This is a genomic window from Marinilactibacillus sp. 15R (assembly GCF_001895285.1).
Lineage (GTDB): Bacteria > Bacillota > Bacilli > Lactobacillales > Carnobacteriaceae_A > Marinilactibacillus > Marinilactibacillus piezotolerans.
In genome coordinates this window covers 97,062-116,822 of the sequence record NZ_CP017761.1, presented here as the reverse complement: position 1 = coordinate 116,822, position 19,761 = coordinate 97,062, and the positions used below count along the sequence as shown (strand labels likewise).

The window sequence follows — 19,761 nt, the reverse complement described above, 5'->3', positions numbered from 1 at the left end:
AATAATCAAATCATCAAACAAAATTCATAGTCAAAATAGGTCAAGTATGTTAACATAAGTAAAGTATAAAACAGTATCATTTCTAAATAGTATAGACTATTTAAATAACAAAACTAATAGTTAGATGGAGGATGACATGAAGAAGGGATTTTTCAATAGTGGACTCTTCTACATCTTGGTGTTTATCGCAGTCATAGGGATTGTGTCTTGGGCGACAAGGGGTTCTGACGGTGCATCAGAGGGATTTACTTCAACTGAGTTTGTTGAATTTCTTGAAGAAGATCGAGTAGAAGAATTTACAATTCAACCAACAGGCGGTATTTATGAGATCAGTGGAGAGTTCCGAGAAGATCAAGAACCTGAAGTAGAAAATAACACAGGTGTTTCAATTTTTGGAAATGTAGAACAGGATACAACGAGTTTTACAACAGCTATTCTACAGAATGATTCTTCAGTAGAAGAAGTAATGGCTTTGGCCGACGAGAATAATGTAAAAATTCAGCCCCTTGAGGAACCATCTCTTGGTATCTGGGCGAGTCTTTTAATATCTATATTACCTTTATTTTTACTAGTTGGATTCTTGTACTTTATGATGAATCAAGCTGGGCAAGGTGGCGGCGGTGCTGGTGGTGGCCGTGGTGTAATGAACTTCGGCAAATCTAAAGCTAAAGAAAGCGACGCAAAAACAAGTAAAGTTCGCTTCTCCGATGTGGCAGGAGCAGATGAAGAAAAAGAAGAATTAGTTGAAATAGTTGAGTTTCTTAAAGATCCTCGTAGATTCTCTAACTTAGGTGCGAGAATTCCGGCAGGGGTATTACTTGAAGGACCTCCAGGAACAGGTAAAACATTACTTGCCAAAGCAGTAGCCGGAGAAGCAGGCGTTCCTTTCTTCTCTATCTCGGGTTCTGAATTTGTAGAAATGTTTGTGGGTGTTGGAGCAAGTAGAGTACGAGACTTATTTGAAAATGCTAAGAAAAATGCACCAGCAATTATCTTTATTGATGAGATTGATGCAGTAGGACGTCAGCGTGGAGCTGGAATGGGTGGCGGACACGATGAACGTGAACAGACATTAAATCAATTGCTAGTCGAAATGGATGGTTTCACAGGTAATGAAGGTGTCATCGTTGTAGCAGCTACCAACCGTCAAGATGTATTAGATCCTGCTTTACTTCGTCCGGGTCGTTTTGACCGTCGAATCCTTGTTGGTCGACCAGACGTCAAAGGACGTGAAGCGATTCTTAAAGTACACTCTAAAAATAAACCAATGGGCTCTAGTGTCGATTTAAAACAAATTGCTAAACAAACTCCAGGTTTTGCCGGAGCAGATCTTGAAAACTTATTAAATGAGGCAGCACTAATTGCCGCTAGACGTAATAGCAAACAAATCGAAGCTTTAGATGTTGATGAAGCACACGATAGAGTGATAGCTGGTCCAGCGAAAAAAGATCGTGTAATTTCTAAAGTCGAGAGAAGTATGGTTGCTTATCATGAAGCAGGACATACTATTGTTGGATTAGTATTAAATGATGCTCGAATCGTTCATAAAGTAACCATTGTTCCGCGAGGACGTGCGGGTGGTTATGCAATTATGCTTCCAAGAGAAGATCGTTTCTTGATGACTAAAAAAGAAATGTTTGAACAAATTGTTGGGCTTTTAGGTGGGCGTGTTGCGGAAGAACTTATCTTTGACTCACAATCTAGTGGAGCCTCTAATGACTTCCAGCAAGCGACACAGTTAGCCAGAAGCATGGTAACAGAATATGGAATGAGTGATCTGCTGGGTCCTGTTCAATATGAAGGCAACAGCCAAGTATTCTTAGGAAGAGATTATTCTCAATCTAAAGCATATTCTGAACAGTTCGCTTACCAGATCGATCAGGAAGTATTGAGAATTCTTAATGAAGCGCACGACGAAGCAAAACGAATCGTTGAAGAACATAAAGATGCGCATGAACTGATTGCTCAAAAATTACTTGAAGTTGAAACGCTGGATGAAAAAGAAATTAAGAGTTTATTTGAAAAGGGCGAAATGCCGGATAAACGCAGTGATAATCCAGTGGAATTTCCTCGTGAAAGCGAAGAAGCTGATAGAGATCCAGAAGAGGAGCCTATCGGTACTTCGTTTGAAGAAGTGAAAGCTGCTCGAGAAGAAAAAGAAAAAGAGCGAGAAAAAGAATTCAAAGAAAAAAATAGTGATGAAGAAGCATCAGATTCAGAAGGTAACAATACAGTTCCTTCAGAAGATGATGATAAAAACAAATAATCTTTATAATTAAAATGATAAAGGATGAGAAGAGGAGGTGGAACGTAAACCTCCTCTTCTTTCCTTGTTTAATGAAATATAGTAAGATGATGGAAAGTTCATAAATAATAATTCTAACCAGTCAAGGAGAGAATGATTTGACAGATAAATTAATAAAAGCATTAGCATATAACAATGAAATTAGAGTTTATGTAGTAGATGCAACAGAGATGGTGACTGAAGCTCAGAAGAAACATGATACTTGGAGTACAGCCACTGCAGCGCTAGGTAGAGCAATGATCGGAACCACACTGTTGGGCGCAACATTAAAAGGAAACGAAAAGATAACTGTAAGGATTGAAGGAAATGGCCCCATCGGCTATTTAGTTATAGACAGTAATGGGAAAGGCGAGACAAAAGGATACATTCATAACCCGCAAGTTAATTTACCATTGAATGGAAAAGGTAAATTAGATGTAAGAGGTGCTGTTGGCACAGAAGGAATGTTGACAGTCAGCAAAGATCTAGGAATGAAAAAGCCATTTGTCGGACAAGTTCCTTTAGTAAGTGGTGAATTGGGAGAAGATTTCACTTATTATATGGCAAACTCTGAACAGATACCATCAGCAGTAGGTGTATCTGTATTAGTTAATCCAGACGAAACAGTTAAAGCGGCAGGTGGATTTATGATACAAGTATTGCCAAATGCTAAAGAAGAAACGATCAATAAAATAGAAACAGTAATTGCTGAATTGCCATTAGTTTCCAGATTAATGGAAAATGGAGAGAAACCTGACCAGATTTTAGAAAGACTAGTAGGCAAAGACAATTATCAATTACTTGAGACTACGCCTGTTATGTTTAAATGTGACTGTTCAAAAGAACGATTCGCAGATGCAATTATTTCACTTGGAGCAGAAGAGATTCAAAATATGATAGATGAAGATCATGGGGCAGAAGCAGTCTGCCATTTCTGTCGTACGAAGTATCAATACACCGAGAATGATTTAGAGGCATTAAAAGAAGAAGCTGTTTCTTTATAAAACTATAAATTTTTAAGTAGTGCTTTGCATTCTACCTTTAAGAAGGGTAAAAGTTGTGTTAATATAATTCAGAATGAAAGTTGTCAAATGAAGAGACTCAAATGATCATATGAATCCCTAAAATAGAGATTTTAGATTCTGCGTGTACAATAATAAGAATCAAAGAATGTAGCTAGCTTACTTGAAATAATCAACTAATCAAAAAGTTGAACAGTAAAAATACTCTTATTGAGATAATTGATTCTAATTCATGGCATAAAATGATTGAAAACTTTATTTATAGATAGTCAAATAGAAATGAATAGAGAAATAATAGAATTAAATAAGGTAAAGAAAATATAAACTTAAAAAATGATTAATTCTAAAAAAGTTTGAACAGGAATGGAGCGAAGAAACGAATGACTCAAGAGCCATCAAATCAAGAAACATTAAATGATCAACTTATGGTACGTCGGGAAAAGATGAATGAATTACGCAAACGTGGAATTGACCCTTTTGGAGGCAGGTTTGAAAGAACGCATTTTTCTTCTGAGTTACAAGAAACATTTGAAGATAAATCAAAAGAAGAATTGTCTGAAAAAGAGTATTCAGTTGTTATAGCGGGTCGTTTAATGACTAAACGTGGAAAAGGAAAAGCCGGATTTGCTCATCTCAAAGATAAAAAAGGTATGATTCAGATTTATGTACGTAAAGATGCTGTAGGAGATGAAGAATACGAAAGTTTCAAAACAGCTGACCTAGGAGACTTTCTAGGTATTGAAGGTACAGTGATGAAAACCAATACTGGCGAAATAACAGTACGGGCTAAAAAACTAACTTATTTATCCAAAGCTCTGCGGCCATTGCCAGATAAATATCATGGATTAACTAATGTAGAACAAAAGTATCGTCAGAGATATCTTGATTTGATTGCGAATGAACATTCGTTTAATCGTTTCACTAAACGTAGTCAAATTATTCAAGAAATTAGAAATTATTTGAACAGTAATGATTATCTTGAAGTAGAGACTCCTTTACTGCATAATTTAGCAGGAGGTGCAGCAGCGCGTCCGTTTATTACTCATCACAACGCGTTAGATATGGAGCTATATCTAAGAATTGCCATTGAATTGCATCTGAAACGTCTAATTGTTGGAGGAATGGAAAAAGTTTACGAAATTGGTAGAGTGTTCCGTAATGAAGGAATAGATACCACTCATAACCCCGAATTTACAATGTTAGAACTTTATACAGCGTATCATGACGTGTCAGATGTCATGGATTTGACAGAAGATATGATCAAGACAGTAGCGCAAAAAGTACTAGGTACTAACGAAATTTCTTATGGTGAAGAAATAATTGAATTAGGTAAACCTTGGACACGTAGACACATGGTGGATTTAATCAAGGAACAAACCGGAATTGATTTCTGGAAAGAGATGTCTAGTGACGAAGCGCGTCAGTTAGCGAAAGATCATAACGTAGCTGTAGATGACTATGCTACTTTCGGTCATGTTGTGAATGAATTTTTTGAAACTTTCGTGGAAGAAACACTTATTCAACCTACTTTTGTCTATGGACATCCGCTAGAAATTTCACCGCTTGCAAAGAAAAACGATGAAGATCCAAGATTCACTGATCGATTTGAGCTTTTTATTTCACGTCACGAATATGCCAATGCTTTTAGTGAATTGAATGATCCAATTGATCAGCGGGAAAGATTTGAAGCACAAATGAAAGAAAAAGATCAAGGTAATGACGAAGCTCAAGAAATTGATGAAGATTTTATCGAGTCTCTTGAGTATGGTATGCCGCCAACAGGTGGTCTCGGTATCGGAATCGACCGTCTGGTTATGTTATTAACGAATGCTCATACTATACGAGATGTTCTATTATTTCCTACTTTAAAAAACATTGATTAAACATAGGCTTCTGGTTTACGTTCAAAGCATGCTTATACCGGTTTAAGTACGGGACAAGCGTGCTTTTTTTATTTTATAGAACTGATACACCCAAATCATTCGATTATGTAACGCAAATGATATAGAATAATAGAATAAGTACATTTTGTTATATAGAAAGTAGGAAATTAAATGAAAAAATCAAGATGGACTAACTTTTTAGGAGGATCGAGTCTGGTCTTCACTTTAGGAATTTTAATCATGATTGGAATTATAGTATTACTTTTTAATCAAGTTAACTTTATTTTTTATCCAATCGCCGTATTAATATCAAGTGTGTTGATGCCATTTGTAATAGCACTATTATTATATTATCTATTAAATCCAATAATTGATTTTCTAGAAAAAAGAAAAGTTAAAAGGTTATGGGGAGTAGCCCTTTTATTTATTGTTATGATCGGCCTGCTTGTACTGTTAATTGGAACATTGATTCCCTTGTTAAGCAATCAATTCAATAGCTTAATTGAAAACTTCCCTTCATTCGTTGATACAATTGTAAATACATCTTCTGAATGGTTAAAAAATGTACCATTCGGAGAACAGATCGAATCGTTTATAAACGAAGGTGAAACTTTCATTTCTCAAGTTCCTGATAACCTTAATCAGTATCTAACTAATGGACTTAGTGGAGTATCTTCAGTCGTTTCGAGTGTTACTAATGTTGTAGTTACTCTGGTTACCTTTCCGCTGATTCTATTCTTTTTATTAAAAGATGAGAAAAAAATGTCTACAGCTGTCTTATCGGCCGTACCGCCAAAATGGAGAGAAGATATTTTGCGTGTTTCTAGTGAAATCAATTCTCAAGTTGGAGCGTATATTAAGGGGCAGCTGATCATTGCTACTTCAATCGGGGTTATGATGTTTATTGGATTCCTGATTATTGACTTGGATTATGCTGGAATTTTAGCTATCATTGCAGGATTCACTTCTATCATACCTTATATTGGACCAACGCTGGCATTTATACCAGCAGTAGTCATAGCACTGATGAGCTCTTGGACTATGGTTTTGCTCTTGATTGTTGTTTGGATGGTTGTCCAATTCATAGATGGAAACCTTATAGAACCAAATGTTATGGGTAAACAATTAAATGTTCATCCTTTAACGATTATTGTTGTATTATTAGTAATAGGGGATTTATTGGGTATTTTTGGTTTGATTTTTGGAGTACCTATCTATGCAATACTTAAAGTAATTTTTGTACATTTTTTCCAGAAATTTAAAGAAAGATATAATAAGTATTATGGAGACGTAGCTGGTGAGTATGAGGTTAAATCGATTGAAGATGCAGTTCGAGGGGAAGATCATAAAGATAAACAGTACGAAGAAAACGTAAAAGAAGCAAAAGAGAATAGAGATGAAGCAAAAGAAGAAATGCATGAAGCAGATCATGAAAAAGAGTAGAAAAAACAAGAGGATAAGTAATAAAGAAGCATGTTCTTAATAAAAGAGTATGCTTTTTTTATTTTTATCTAAAAATCTATTGACTAGAAGCTGGCAACCTGTTATTATTAATCTCGTTGCTGCAAAACAAATAAAGCGACAAGCGAAAAAAAGTTTTTAGTAAATGTATTTTTTTCTTGACAACGAACAAACAATCAGATATACTTAAGTAGTTGTCATAGAGGCATGTGTAACGCTTACACAAAAAGGGTTGATAATTCTTTTTAAAAAAAGTAGTTGACATCAATTCAACAACATGGTATGATATAAAAGTTGCCGACAAACAAGGCAACGACTTATAAAGTAGTAGATCTTTGAAAACTGAACAAAGTAAAAACAACCAAATGTGCAGGGGTCTTCGATTCTTTATTGGATCAAGACAACTATCGGATGAACAAGGTTCATCCACAATTAATATAATGAGCTTTTCAAACTTAAAACGAGAGTTTGATCCTGGCTCAGGACGAACGCTGGCGGTATGCCTAATACATGCAAGTCGAACGATGAAATTCTCTGCTTGCAGAGAATGGATTAGTGGCGAACGGGTGAGTAACACGTGGGTAACCTGCCCATAAGAGGGGGATAACATTCGGAAACGGATGCTAATACCGCATAGGTCTTTGAGACGCCTGTCTCTTAGATGAAAGGTGGCTTCGGCTGCCGCTTATGGATGGACCCGCGGCGTATTAGCTAGTTGGTGAGGTAATGGCTCACCAAGGCTGTGATACGTAGCCGACCTGAGAGGGTGATCGGCCACACTGGGACTGAGACACGGCCCAGACTCCTACGGGAGGCAGCAGTAGGGAATCTTCCACAATGGGTGAAAACCTGATGGAGCAATACCGCGTGAGTGAAGAAGGTCTTCGGATCGTAAAGCTCTGTTGTTAGAGAAGAACAAGTCGGGTAGTAACTGCCCCGGCCTTGACGGTATCTAACCAGAAAGTCACGGCTAACTACGTGCCAGCAGCCGCGGTAATACGTAGGTGACAAGCGTTGTCCGGATTTATTGGGCGTAAAGCGAGCGCAGGCGGTCTTTTAAGTCTGATGTGAAAGCCCACGGCTCAACCGTGGAGGGTCATTGGAAACTGGAAGACTTGAATGCAGAAGAGGAAAGTGGAATTCCATGTGTAGCGGTGAAATGCGTAGATATATGGAGGAACACCAGTGGCGAAGGCGACTTTCTGGTCTGTAATTGACGCTGAGGCTCGAAAGCGTGGGGAGCGAACAGGATTAGATACCCTGGTAGTCCACGCCGTAAACGATGAGTGCTAAGTGTTGGAGGGTTTCCGCCCTTCAGTGCTGGAGCTAACGCATTAAGCACTCCGCCTGGGGAGTACGGCCGCAAGGCTGAAACTCAAAGGAATTGACGGGGACCCGCACAAGCGGTGGAGCATGTGGTTTAATTCGAAGCAACGCGAAGAACCTTACCAGGTCTTGACATCCTCTGAACACTCTAGAGATAGAGCTTTCCCTTCGGGGACAGAGTGACAGGTGGTGCATGGTTGTCGTCAGCTCGTGTCGTGAGATGTTGGGTTAAGTCCCGTAACGAGCGCAACCCCTATTGTTAGTTGCCAGCATTCAGTTGGGCACTCTAGCGAGACTGCCGGTGATAAACCGGAGGAAGGCGGGGATGACGTCAAATCATCATGCCCCTTATGACCTGGGCTACACACGTGCTACAATGGATGGTACAACGAGTTGCGAGACCGCGAGGTTTAGCTAATCTCCTAAAGCCATTCTCAGTTCGGATTGCAGGCTGCAACTCGCCTGCATGAAGCTGGAATCGCTAGTAATCGCGGATCAGAACGCCGCGGTGAATACGTTCCCGGGTCTTGTACACACCGCCCGTCACACCACGAGAGTCTGTAACACCCGAAGTCGGTAGGGTAACCCTTTTGGGAGCCAGCCGCCGAAGGTGGGATGGATGATTGGGGTGAAGTCGTAACAAGGTAGCCGTATCGGAAGGTGCGGCTGGATCACCTCCTTTCTAAGGATATTGCCTTAAGGGCAAACGGAACCTTGCACAGGTATTTTACTTTGTTTAGTTTTGAAAGATCTGCTAATATAATATATAGCAACATCTTTTTTATTTGCTCAATATATCGGGCCTATAGCTCAGCTGGTTAGAGCGCACGCCTGATAAGCGTGAGGTCGGTGGTTCGAGTCCACTTAGGCCCACTTTATCAATACGATATATTAGTAATTACTTTAGGGGCCTTAGCTCAGCTGGGAGAGCGCCTGCTTTGCACGCAGGAGGTCAGCGGTTCGATCCCGCTAGGCTCCATTACAATCTTATCAATAAAAAAGATTGTGCTTGTTCTTTGAAAACTGGATAGTTGAATTAATACAAACATGTTAAGTAACAACACCGAGATTAACAATTGAGAACAGTTTTGTTCCTTGAATGAAACTCTCATCGCTAATAATCATACGCTTAACCACCAGGTTAAGTGAATAAGGGCGCACGGTGGATGCCTTGGCACTAGGAGCCGACGAAGGACGGGACGAACACCGATATGCTTTGGGGAGCTGTAAGTGAGCTTTGATCCAAAGATTTCCGAATGGGGGAACCCATCACCAATCATAGGGTGATATCTTTTCAGTGAATACATAGCTGGAGAGAAGGTAGACGTGGGGAACTGAAACATCTCAGTACCTGCAGGAAGAGAAAGCAAATGCGATTCCCTGAGTAGCGGCGAGCGAAACGGGAAGAGGCCAAACCAGAGAGCTTGCTCTCTGGGGTTGTAGGACCGGCGATATGGACGAGTGAAGATAGTAGAAACAGTTGGAATGCTGTGCGAAACAGGGTGAAAGCCCCGTATACGACATCTGATCTTACCTAGCTGGTATCCTGAGTACGGCGGAACACGAGAAATTCCGTCGGAATCCGGGAGGACCATCTCCCAAGCCTAAATACTCCCTAGTGACCGATAGTGAACCAGTACCGTGAGGGAAAGGTGAAAAGAACCCCGGAAGGGGAGTGAAACAGCACCTGAAACCGTGTGCTTACAAGTAGTCAAAGCCCTTTTACGGGTGATGGCGTACCTTTTGTAGAATGGACCGGCGAGTGACGATGTCATGCAAGGTTAAGCCGAAGAGGTGGAGCCGCAGCGAAAGCGAGTCTGAATAGGGCGTTTAGTATGCCGTCGTCGACCCGAAACCAAGTGACCTACCCATGTCCAGGGTGAAGGTGCAGTGAAATGCACTGGAGGCCCGAACCCACGTACGTTGAAAAGTGCGGGGATGAGGTGTGGGTAGCGGAGAAATTCCAATCGAACTTGGAGATAGCTGGTTCTCTCCGAAATAGCTTTAGGGCTAGCCTCGGATAGTGCATCGTGGAGGTAGAGCGACTGTTTGGACTAGGGGCCCTTATCGGGTTACCGAATCCTGATAAACTCCGAATGCCACTGATGTAGATCCGGGAGTCACACTGCGAGTGATAAGATCCGTAGTGGAAAGGGAAACAGCCCAGACCGTCGGTTAAGGTCCCAAAATCCTTGTTAAGTGGAAAAGGATGTGGGGCTGCTCAGACAACTAGGATGTTGGCTCAGAAGCAGCCATCATTTAAAGAGTGCGTAATAGCTCACTAGTCGAGTGGCCCTGCGCCGAAAATTTACCGGGGCTAAACAAGGTACCGAAACCACGGATAGAACCAATGGTTCTATGGTAGGAGAGCGTTCTAAGGGCATTGAAGCAAGATCGTGAGGACTTGTGGAGCGCTTAGAAGTGAGAATGCCGGTATGAGTAGCGAAACACGGGTGAGAATCCCGTGCACCGAATGACTAAGGTTTCCTGGGGAAGGCTCGTCCTCCCAGGGTTAGTCGGGACCTAAGCTGAGGCCGATAGGCGTAGGCGATGGACAACAGGTAGAGATTCCTGTACCAGTCTGCTTTGTTTGAACAATGGAGGGACGCAGGAGGCTAAGATAAGCACGCTGTTGGATATGCGTGCCCAAGCAACAAGTCTGAGTAGGAGTCAAATGCTTCTGCTCACACGGACAAGTTGTGATGGGGAGGGAACTTATAGTACCGAAGTATCTGATGTCACACTGTCAAGAAAAGCTTCTAGTTAGAAGTAGGCTGCCCGTACCGCAAACCGACACAGGTAGTCGAGGAGAGAATCCTAAGGTGATCGAGAGAACTCTCGTTAAGGAACTCGGCAAAATGACCCCGTAACTTCGGGAGAAGGGGTGCTGACCAACTGGTCAGCCGCAGTGAATAGGCCCAAGCGACTGTTTACCAAAAACACAGGTCTCTGCTAATTCGAAAGAAGATGTATAGGGGCTGACACCTGCCCGGTGCTGGAAGGTTAAGAGGAAAGGTTAGCTTCGGCGAAGCTTTGAATTGAAGCCCCAGTAAACGGCGGCCGTAACTATAACGGTCCTAAGGTAGCGAAATTCCTTGTCGGGTAAGTTCCGACCCGCACGAAAGGTGTAACGATTTGGGCACTGTCTCAACGAGAGACTCGGTGAAATTATAGTACCTGTGAAGATGCAGGTTACCCGCGACAGGACGGAAAGACCCCATGGAGCTTTACTGTAGTTTGATATTGAGTGTCTGTACAGCTTGTACAGGATAGGTAGGAGCCAATGAAACCAGGACGCCAGTCTTGGTGGAGGCAATGGTGGGATACTACCCTCGCTGTATGGCCACTCTAACCCGCAACCGTCAACCGGTTGGGAGACAGTGTCAGATGGGCAGTTTGACTGGGGCGGTCGCCTCCTAAAGAGTAACGGAGGCGCCCAAAGGTTCCCTCAGAATGGTTGGAAATCATTCGAAGAGTGTAAAGGCAGAAGGGAGCTTGACTGCGAGACTTACAAGTCGAGCAGGGACGAAAGTCGGGCTTAGTGATCCGGTGGTTCCGTATGGAAGGGCCATCGCTCAACGGATAAAAGCTACCCTGGGGATAACAGGCTTATCTCCCCCAAGAGTTCACATCGACGGGGAGGTTTGGCACCTCGATGTCGGCTCGTCGCATCCTGGGGCTGTAGTCGGTCCCAAGGGTTGGGCTGTTCGCCCATTAAAGCGGCACGCGAGCTGGGTTCAGAACGTCGTGAGACAGTTCGGTCCCTATCCGTCGCGGGCGTTGGAGATTTGAGAAGAGCTATCCTTAGTACGAGAGGACCGGGATGGACATACCGCTGGTGTACCAGTTGTCTTGCCAAAGGCATCGCTGGGTAGCTATGTGTGGACGGGATAAACGCTGAAAGCATCTAAGCGTGAAGCCCCCTTCAAGATGAGATCTCCCATTCCTTTAAGGAAGTAAGATCCCTGAGAGATGATCAGGTAGATAGGCTGGAAGTGGAAGTACAGTGATGTATGGAGCGGACCAGTACTAATCGATCGAGGACTTAACCACTAAATAGAAAGTGGAACGAGACGTTCAGGCTTGCTCGAAATACAAAAGACGTTCTTTAGCGGTCCCTAGACAGCTGAAGAGAGTCGAAGTATTTCTGAGAAGCCTGGCGAGTGAAACTGGAATAAAGTGGGAAAAGCGTATGATGGTGTTGTAGACAAACTTGTTTGGAAAGTTCAACTATCTAGTTTTCAGAGAACAACGTTCTCTAAAAGATATAAAAAGAGTCATTGTGCGGTGATGATGGCGGGAAGGATCCACCTGTTCCCATTCCGAACACAGCCGTTAAGCTTCCCAGCGCCGAGGATAGTGAGGGGTTTCCCCTTGTGAAAGCAGGACGTTGCCGTGCAGCTCTTTTTTTATTTCTGGAGGTTTAGCTCAGTTGGGAGAGCATCTGCCTTACAAGCAGAGGGTCAGCGGTTCGAGCCCGTTAACCTCCATTTTTTTGAGCCATTAGCTCAGTCGGTAGAGCATCTGACTTTTAATCAGAGGGTCGCAGGTTCGAACCCTGCATGGCTCATTAGAGATTAAGTACATATATATTTTTTGAAAGCCGTGTAGTCTATACATTGGCTTTTTTATTTATTCAAAAAATGGGGTTCTTGTTTGAAAAAAGTTTTTTAACAATTTATATTATTTAATATGGAATTTATTAAATTATTGGAAAGTTAAGGATTACTCACTGCAACAAATACTTGATTCTTGCTACTTTAAAAAAAAGAATATCACTGGTATAATGTTATTAGTCAAAGTTAGTCAAAGTTAGTCAAAGAAAAACTGGTGAAATTCAAAATGAAAACGAAAAGGAGGGTATTAAGATAAAGACTTGAATGTGATAGTAAAAGACGTTACTATAGGTGCATTCATTAAATATTTATCTTAATAATGGTTCAACATGGAAAATCAAAACATGTCAGATATAATTGAATCCTATTTGAAAAAAGTTTTGAATCAACAAGAGAAAGTTGAAATCAGACGTAGTGAAATTGCCGAACTATTCGATTGCGTCCCTTCTCAAATCAATTATGTGATTAATACTCGATTTACTATCCAGCAAGGCTATCTCGTTGAAAGTAAACGCGGTGGTGGAGGGTATATTCGGATTATAAAAGTACAATTATTGGATGATTCCGATGTTCTGGATACGATGATTGAAATTATTGGGAAGAGTATTTCAGAAAGAGATGCGCAATCAGTTGTACAAAGACTGTATGAAAATGATATTATATCTAAAAGAGAAGCCAAGTTAATGTTAGTAGCAGTTGACAAAACAATGTACACTGGAGAAAGAATTATAGACAATCAAATTAGAGCGAATATGCTGAAAAGTATGATTGCTAATTTAAAATATGAAGAGCCGAGATAATAGAAGGGCGGATAAATTAAATGAATGAACTATTTACAGACAAAGCAAAAAAAGCTTTATTAATAGCACAAGAAGAAGCAAAGGGATTCCGCCATCGTACTGTAGGAACTGAACACTTGCTGTTAGGGTTAGTGATGGAAACTGAAGGTATCGCTGGAAAATCATTACGTCAATTATCTTTGTCAGAAGAAGAAGTCAGAGAGGAAATTGAACACTTTACAAGCTATGGACCAGGCGAAAAATTGCCAGCAAGTGCTGTACTTCCATATTCTCCTAGGGCACGACAAGTTATTAAATATGCAACAGATGAAGCTAAGAGAATGCAAAGAAGTTTAGTTGGAACAGAGCACTTATTATTAGGTCTTTTAAGAGATGAAGATATCCTTTCTTCTAAGATTATGAGTAATTTGGATATCAGTCTTTCTAAAACACGACAATTAATTCTTAAGAAACTTGGTGTTCAAGAAAACAAAGCTAGAGGCGGCTTTAAAGGACGTAGACAAGCTAGAAGTCCGAAATCAGTAGAAGGAACACCGACCTTGGATTCATTAGCAAGGAATTTGACACAAGCAGCAAGTGAAGATCGCTTAGATCCTATTGTTGGACGTAATAAAGAAGTTAGAAGAATCATTCAAATCTTAAGTAGACGTACGAAAAATAATCCTGTTTTAGTTGGAGATCCAGGTGTAGGAAAAACTGCGATTGCCGAAGGATTGGCTCAGAAAATTGTAGCGGGTGAAGTACCTCCTGCACTGAAAAACAAACGATTGATGACACTGGATATGGGATCTTTAGTAGCTGGAACGAAGTATCGCGGTGAATTTGAAGAGCGAATGAAAAAGATCATTGATGAAATTTATGAAGATGGAGAAGTTATCCTCTTCATTGATGAACTGCATACTTTGATCGGAGCGGGGGGAGCTGAAGGAGCAATAGATGCTTCCAATATTCTTAAACCTGCACTTGCAAGGGGCGAATTGCAAACAATTGGTGCTACAACTTTAGATGAGTATCAGAAACATATTGAAAAAGATGCAGCATTAGAGCGTCGATTTGCCTCTGTTCAAGTAAATCCACCTTCAGAAATTGAGGCAGAAGCTATATTGCTTGGCCTAAGAGAGCGTTATGAAGAACATCACGGCGTTAAAATTACAGATGACGCGATTCATTCTGCTGTACACTTTTCCACAAGATATATTACTTCTAGACAGTTGCCTGATAAAGCAATCGACTTAATGGATGAATCTGCATCTAAAGTTAGAATCGATGCCAGTGATCAGCCAACTACAATGTCTAAAGCAACTGAAAAATTAAGTGATTTATCCCGTATGAAAGAAGAGGCCATCCAAGAACAGAACTTTGAAAGAGCTGCTCAAATCCGCGAAAAAGAAATGAAACAACGTAAGCGGATTGAAAAAATGATTGAAAATGAAGATGTCTCAGAAGAAGTTGCCTTAGAAGTAACAGCTAAAGATATTGCTGAAGTAGTGTCTCAATGGACAGGTATTCCTGTACAACAAATGGAACAAAAAGAAACTGACCGTTTATTGAATTTAGAGAAAGTATTGCATGAACGTGTAGTAGGTCAAGAGGAAGCTGTTGTAGCAGTTTCCAAAGCTATTCGACGTGCACGAAGTGGATTGAAAGATCCGAAGAGACCGATTGGATCATTTATGTTCTTAGGACCAACCGGTGTAGGGAAAACTGAACTTGCAAAAGCACTGGCTGAAGCGATGTTTGGTAGTGAAGAATCTTTGATTAGAGTAGATATGTCTGAATACATGGAGAAATATAGTACAAGTAGACTAGTAGGTTCTCCTCCTGGGTATGTTGGATACGATGAAGGTGGTCAATTAACAGAAAAAATCCGCCAAAAACCTTATTCTGTAATTTTACTTGATGAAGTAGAAAAAGCGCATCCTGATGTTTTTAATATTTTATTGCAGGTACTTGATGATGGTTTACTGACAGATGGAAAAGGTAGACAGGTAGATTTTAAGAATACTATTGTGATTATGACCTCTAATCTAGGTGCAACAGCTTTAAGAGACGAAAAATCAGTAGGATTCGGAGCAGTTGATAAACGATTTGATCATAAGGCTATGGAAAAAAGGATTCGTGAAGAACTTAAAAATGCTTTCCGCCCTGAATTTCTAAATCGAGTAGATGATACAATCGTATTTGAATCACTTAAAAAAGAAGAACTTCGTGAAATCGTGAAATTGTTAACCCAAAGTATTGTTACACGTATGGATGAATTAGGTATTGGTTTGAAAATTACATCTTCAGCCATGGATGTGATTGCAAAAGCAGGGTTTGATCCCGAATATGGTGCAAGACCTTTGCGAAGAGCTATTCAAACAAAAATCGAAGATAAATTGAGTGAAGAATTACTTGCTGGAAATGTTATTATCGGAGATAAAGTGACAATTGGTGCATCAAAAGGTGAAATAACCTTAAAGGTAAGAAATAGAACTAATAATGAAAAGGAAATAACTGTAAAAAATTAATACAGAAAATTTCTAAAAAGGAACGGACGCTGATATGCGTCCGTTCCTTTTTTGTAACGAGTCTTATGTTTTGATTATACGTAATTAACGTGCTAAAGTTCAAATTGTAATAAAAAAAATTAAAGGAGATGTTGACAATATGGTTATGCACAGTAAAGAATTACAGTACCATGCAAAAACCAGATCGATCTGATCCGATAATGGCTCGAAGACTGCAAGAGATTCTCGGAGGACAATGGGGAGAAATGTCTGTTATGAATATGTATTTATTTCAAGGCTGGAATGCTCGTGGAAACGAGAAATATAAAGACTTGTTATTAGATACAGCAACAGAAGAAATTGGACATGTTGAAATGATTGCGACTATGATTTCACAGCTACTGGAAGGTGCACCCCTTAAAACACAGGAAAAAGCTGTAGACTCTGATCCGGCACTGGCTGCTGTGATGGGAGGAATGAACCCTCAACACGCGATTGTATCAGGATTAGGTGCAGCACCAAGAGATTCTAATGGCAATCCATGGACATCTAACTACATTGTATCAAGCGGAAATATACTTGCTGATATGCGGATGAATGTGACTGCTGAATCACAGGGCAGACTTCAAGTAGCTCGATTATATGAAATGACAGAAGATAAAGGTATCCGAGACATGCTAGGTTTCTTATTAGCACGTGATACGCAGCACCAACTTCAATGGATTGAAGCAATCAAAGAGTTAGAAGAAAAAGAAGGGGTTGTAGTTCCAGGACAAGTACCTGAAAAATACGAAGTAAATGATGTATCTCATGTATTGTACAATTTCTCTGAAGGCAACGATAGTAAAAAAGTTGTAGATGGTAAAACAGCTAAAGATGGTAAAGAGTTTATATATAAAGATAAACCTGAAGTTATGGGTGAAAAACCTGTATTAAAACCAGTAACAAAAGATGTTTATAATACCTCTTCAATGGACTAGAAATAAATAGATGTAGTGCATATCTTTAGTTAAATAACACAATTTCTGTTATCCTAAACTTAATAGATTAAGAAAGGATGACATTTTATGAAAAATATGGATAATCAAAATAAAGGAATTCTTTTAGGTGTAGGACTTGCTGTAGCAGTAGGTTTATTGGCTGTTATTTTTTCTACAGGTGATACTAAAGAGAAAACAAAAACAGCAGTTAACCGCCAGAAAGCAAAACATTTTTTCAAAAACAAGATGCACGGCAGTAAAAAGACTTCTAAAGTTGTAGACAAATTATCAGATGATGAAGTAAATAGTTTACTTGGAACAGTAGACAAATTTAAAGAAATTGAAAGTAATTTATCAGATGTTTCAGCTGATTTTAAAAATTTTTTCAGTGATAAAATCAAAGATGCAAAAAAAGCAATTAAATAATTAATAAAAACCCATGGAAGCAGTTTATTTAAACTGAGTTCATGGGTTTTTTACTTAAATTTATAAGGTTAATAAAAAACAAAGAGTAAGATCATTAATTTGTTTCAAAGATAATCCTGTAGCTTCATAAAATCTTTCAATTCTGTATTGAAGTGTATTTCTGTGAATGAATAAAGATTTAGCAGCCATACTAACATTTCCCTGGTTTTCCCATAGAGCTCGAATCAGCTCTTTCCAGTTTTCTAATGTATCAAATTTATATCTTAATTGTTGAACTACCGTACTGTCCATAAGCGCATCTTTGGTAAAAAAATGTAAAGAAATATCCGTTAAAGAACCGATACGACCATTTAAGTGTGGAAGTTCTTGAGAAAATAATTCCAGTTCTTCTTGAAGTAAAGTTCTCAATTTTTTGGAGGGTTCCCAGTATTGACCAATATAGCAGAATGATTTCAAAGAAAAATCGATTTCTAATGTTTGCAGGATTCCTTGAATTTCATTTTTATCCAAATAATATTTTGACTGTGGTTGTATGATAATATAGAGATCATCTGATAAAAAAAAACTATCAATGGTTGGTTCAAATAACGTTTTGGCTGATTCGGACCAGAGACTTGGATCGAATTGTTGATCTTTATTATTTAACTTCAATTGAATCATTCTGACTGATCTAGAGCTTTTAGGTACAGCTTTTTTTTTGCCAATTAGATAATCATGCCATTGAGAGGAATCAGATGCTGAGATTATTGATTCTTGTTTCTGATATAACATCGTCAGCAGATCTATTTCACTTTCCGTCAGAGAAGAAGTAGGTACATGAATCCATTTATTTTTATAGGGCAATGATAATAAATCATTTTCAGAAAAAGGGTTATCTGACAAATAAGCTTCAGGATAGACTGTTTTTAAATCTGTAAATTCCAATTTTAATCCTCCATATCGGTTCATGATTAAAGTTATTTTAACACTGTTTTAGAGAATAATAAACTAAGGTATAATAAAGAAAAGATATGGGAGCTATGATATGGATTTAAAAGAAAAAGAAAAATGGATGAAAGAGGCCATTAAAGAAGCTAGGAAAGCTGAAAAAAAAGGAGAAGTTCCGATAGGAGCAGTTGTTATTCATAAAGGAGAAATTATTGGCAGAGGACATAATCTAAGGGAAACTTCTCGTAACGCTACTACGCATGCAGAAATGATTGCAATTCAAGAAGCTAATCATTTTTTAAATAATTGGAGACTGGAAAATTGTCAGTTATTTGTAACATTAGAACCATGTGCAATGTGTAGTGGCGCAATTTTGCTTTCACGAATTGGTGAAGTTTATTATGGACCAGCTGATATAAAAGGTGGAACAGCGGGTACATTAATGAATCTTTTAGGGGATGAGCGAATGAATCATCAAGCTTATGTAGAACGAGGAATTTTAGAAGAAAAATGTCGAGAATTGCTGACAACGTTTTTTAAAGAACTGCGCCAAAACAAAAAAATAGAAAAGCAGAGATTGAAGTTGAAATCAGAAATTTTTCCAGAAAAATCAGATAAGGCAAAGGACTCTCCCGACTAGGAGAGTCCTTTTTTTACTTAGAAAGTTGATCATTTTTTTCTACCATAGCATCTACAGATTGTATAATTGATGCAGAAAAATCATTTTGTAGTAACGATAATATACCGTCTACAGTGATACCTGCTGGAGAAGATACTTGATCAATTAAGTTCCATGGAGACTGGCTGGAATTGAGAACAGTCTTTGCACTTCCCAAAACAGCTTGAGCCGCGATTTCGGTAGCTTTATCCTTGGTAATTCCATATTTTACAGCTGAACGGGCTAATGTATCGATAAACATGAATACTAATGCAGGAGAACTCCCGGCAATAGCTATGAACGGACCGATTTGTGATTCAGGCAATTCCACTACTGTACCGATAGATTCAAATATTTTTTTAGCTTGTTCTAATAATTCATTTTTAGCAGTTGAATTTTCAATGATTGCTGTAATTCCTTCACCAACTTGAGCATTCAAGTTCGGCATAGTCCGAATGAAGCTAGATTCAGGCAAATAGGCTGCTAGCTGCTGATTTGTCACACCAGCAACTACAGAGATTACGTATGGGCTATGAACTTTATCTATTTTAGTGAGAACTTCTTCAACTTGGTAAGGTTTGACTGCTAAAATGATTAGATCAGATTGGTTCCATACATCTTGATTATGCGGGGTGCTTTTAATATTGAATTGAGTTTCTAATACTTTTCTTTTTGATTCGGTACGATTAGAAAATATTAAATCTGTTAAATCAGTTACATTATTTTCAATTAATCCAGTCGCAATAGCTTGGGCCATATTTCCAAATCCAATGAATCCTATTTTCAATAGTTTTCCCTTCTTCCTAAAGTTTTGATTAAAGTATATCATATGAAAGCCCTGAGCTCGAATGGGCATAAAAGAATAACTAGTTTTAAATGAAATTTATTT

General features: G+C 39.3%; 10 protein-coding genes, 4 tRNA genes, 3 rRNA genes and 1 pseudogene. 16 read left to right on the top strand and 2 right to left on the bottom strand.

Annotation, left to right across the window (positions count from 1 at the left end):
• Positions 1–136 precede the first annotated feature (136 nt).
• The 15 genes and pseudogenes from ftsH to BKP56_RS00460 all read left to right on the top strand — a co-directional run bounded on the left by ftsH (position 137) and on the right by BKP56_RS00460 (position 17,287).
• Positions 137–2,266, top strand: coding sequence for an ATP-dependent zinc metalloprotease FtsH (gene ftsH / locus BKP56_RS00530; protein ID WP_072693213.1), 2,130 nt, complete (start codon positions 137–139; stop codon positions 2,264–2,266).
• Between the two features lie 137 nt (positions 2,267–2,403).
• Positions 2,404–3,288 (top strand): Hsp33 family molecular chaperone HslO, encoded by an 885-nt coding sequence (gene hslO / locus BKP56_RS00525; RefSeq protein WP_072693212.1) that lies wholly within the window; start codon positions 2,404–2,406, stop codon positions 3,286–3,288.
• A gap of 398 nt (positions 3,289–3,686) precedes the next feature.
• Positions 3,687–5,189 carry a lysine--tRNA ligase gene (lysS, locus tag BKP56_RS00520; protein ID WP_072693210.1) on the top strand — a complete coding sequence of 501 codons (1,503 nt, stop codon included), beginning with the start codon at positions 3,687–3,689 and terminating at the stop codon, positions 5,187–5,189.
• Positions 5,190–5,360: 171 nt separating this feature from the next.
• Complete coding sequence (locus tag BKP56_RS00515) at positions 5,361–6,632, top strand: AI-2E family transporter (protein WP_072693208.1); 1,272 nt, start codon at positions 5,361–5,363, stop codon at positions 6,630–6,632.
• Between the two features lie 474 nt (positions 6,633–7,106).
• A 16S ribosomal RNA gene (locus tag BKP56_RS00510) occupies positions 7,107–8,658 on the top strand.
• A gap of 117 nt (positions 8,659–8,775) precedes the next feature.
• A tRNA-Ile gene (locus tag BKP56_RS00505) sits at positions 8,776–8,849 on the top strand.
• 33 nt (positions 8,850–8,882) lie between these two features.
• Positions 8,883–8,955 (top strand) — tRNA-Ala (locus tag BKP56_RS00500).
• A gap of 160 nt (positions 8,956–9,115) precedes the next feature.
• Positions 9,116–12,029, top strand: a 23S ribosomal RNA gene (locus tag BKP56_RS00495).
• Between the two features lie 230 nt (positions 12,030–12,259).
• A 5S ribosomal RNA gene (gene rrf / locus BKP56_RS00490) occupies positions 12,260–12,375 on the top strand.
• The 16S, 23S and 5S rRNA genes sit together here with 4 tRNA genes alongside, the layout of an rRNA operon.
• A gap of 18 nt (positions 12,376–12,393) precedes the next feature.
• Positions 12,394–12,466, top strand: a tRNA-Val gene (locus tag BKP56_RS00485).
• A gap of 7 nt (positions 12,467–12,473) precedes the next feature.
• A tRNA-Lys gene (locus tag BKP56_RS00480) sits at positions 12,474–12,546 on the top strand.
• Between the two features lie 375 nt (positions 12,547–12,921).
• Positions 12,922–13,392: a CtsR family transcriptional regulator gene (locus BKP56_RS00475; RefSeq protein WP_072693206.1), complete on the top strand. Its 471-nt coding sequence runs from the start codon at positions 12,922–12,924 to the stop codon at positions 13,390–13,392.
• Between the two features lie 20 nt (positions 13,393–13,412).
• Complete coding sequence (locus BKP56_RS00470) at positions 13,413–15,902, top strand: ATP-dependent Clp protease ATP-binding subunit (RefSeq protein ID WP_072693204.1); 2,490 nt, start codon at positions 13,413–13,415, stop codon at positions 15,900–15,902.
• 139 nt (positions 15,903–16,041) lie between these two features.
• Positions 16,042–16,861: pseudogene (locus tag BKP56_RS00465) on the top strand (manganese catalase family protein).
• 87 nt (positions 16,862–16,948) lie between these two features.
• Entirely contained in the window at positions 16,949–17,287 is a 339-nt protein-coding gene (locus BKP56_RS00460) for a hypothetical protein (protein ID WP_072693202.1), read from the top strand.
• A gap of 60 nt (positions 17,288–17,347) precedes the next feature.
• Here the strand turns inward: BKP56_RS00460 and BKP56_RS00455 are convergent, their stop codons facing one another.
• The gene (locus tag BKP56_RS00455; protein WP_072693200.1) at positions 17,348–18,211 is read right to left on the bottom strand and encodes a helix-turn-helix domain-containing protein; all 864 of its coding nucleotides are present in this window, start codon (positions 18,209–18,211) and stop codon (positions 17,348–17,350) included.
• A gap of 100 nt (positions 18,212–18,311) precedes the next feature.
• Between BKP56_RS00455 and tadA the strand changes: the two genes are divergently transcribed.
• Positions 18,312–18,854: a tRNA adenosine(34) deaminase TadA gene (gene tadA, locus BKP56_RS00450; protein ID WP_072693198.1), complete on the top strand. Its 543-nt coding sequence runs from the start codon at positions 18,312–18,314 to the stop codon at positions 18,852–18,854.
• Positions 18,855–18,867: 13 nt separating this feature from the next.
• Here tadA and proC read toward each other — a convergent pair whose 3' ends face one another.
• Positions 18,868–19,659 carry a pyrroline-5-carboxylate reductase gene (proC, locus tag BKP56_RS00445; protein WP_072693188.1) on the bottom strand — a complete coding sequence of 264 codons (792 nt, stop codon included), beginning with the start codon at positions 19,657–19,659 and terminating at the stop codon, positions 18,868–18,870.
• Positions 19,660–19,761: the final 102 nt, after the last annotated feature.